The organism is Azonexus caeni, from assembly GCF_048146105.1.
Classification (GTDB): domain Bacteria; phylum Pseudomonadota; class Gammaproteobacteria; order Burkholderiales; family Rhodocyclaceae; genus Azonexus; species Azonexus aromaticus_B.
In genome coordinates this window covers 1-310 of the sequence record NZ_JBKJAD010000079.1, presented here as the reverse complement: position 1 = coordinate 310, position 310 = coordinate 1, and the positions used below count along the sequence as shown (strand labels likewise).

The window sequence follows — 310 nt, the reverse complement described above, 5'->3', positions numbered from 1 at the left end:
TGCTGATGGGCACGAACAATCGTCGCATCGATAAACAACTCTTCAAGATCGGCATCTCTTTGAAGCGCAGCAGCTATTTGATCCCAAACGCCCTTGGTCTCCCAGCGGGCGAATCGAACATAGGCCGAGTGCCAGTTGCCAAACTCCTTTGGCATGTCCCGCCAAGGGCAGCCTGTTCGAGCAATGTAGAGTACCGACTCCACGAACAAACGGTTATCCGCTGCCGTGCGTCCTCTGTCTGTGGACTTCCCAGGCAGAAAATCCGCTATGCGTGACCACTGGTCATCGGTGAGCATTCGGCGATCCATGT

1 protein-coding gene is annotated in these 310 nt (G+C 54.8%); it reads right to left on the bottom strand.

Annotated elements, in window-relative coordinates:
• The coding region (locus tag ACLIIZ_RS21150) for an IS5 family transposase (RefSeq protein ID WP_416695694.1) at positions 1-296 on the bottom strand (296 nt) is incomplete at its 3' end.
• Between the last annotated feature and the right edge of the window lie 14 nt (positions 297-310).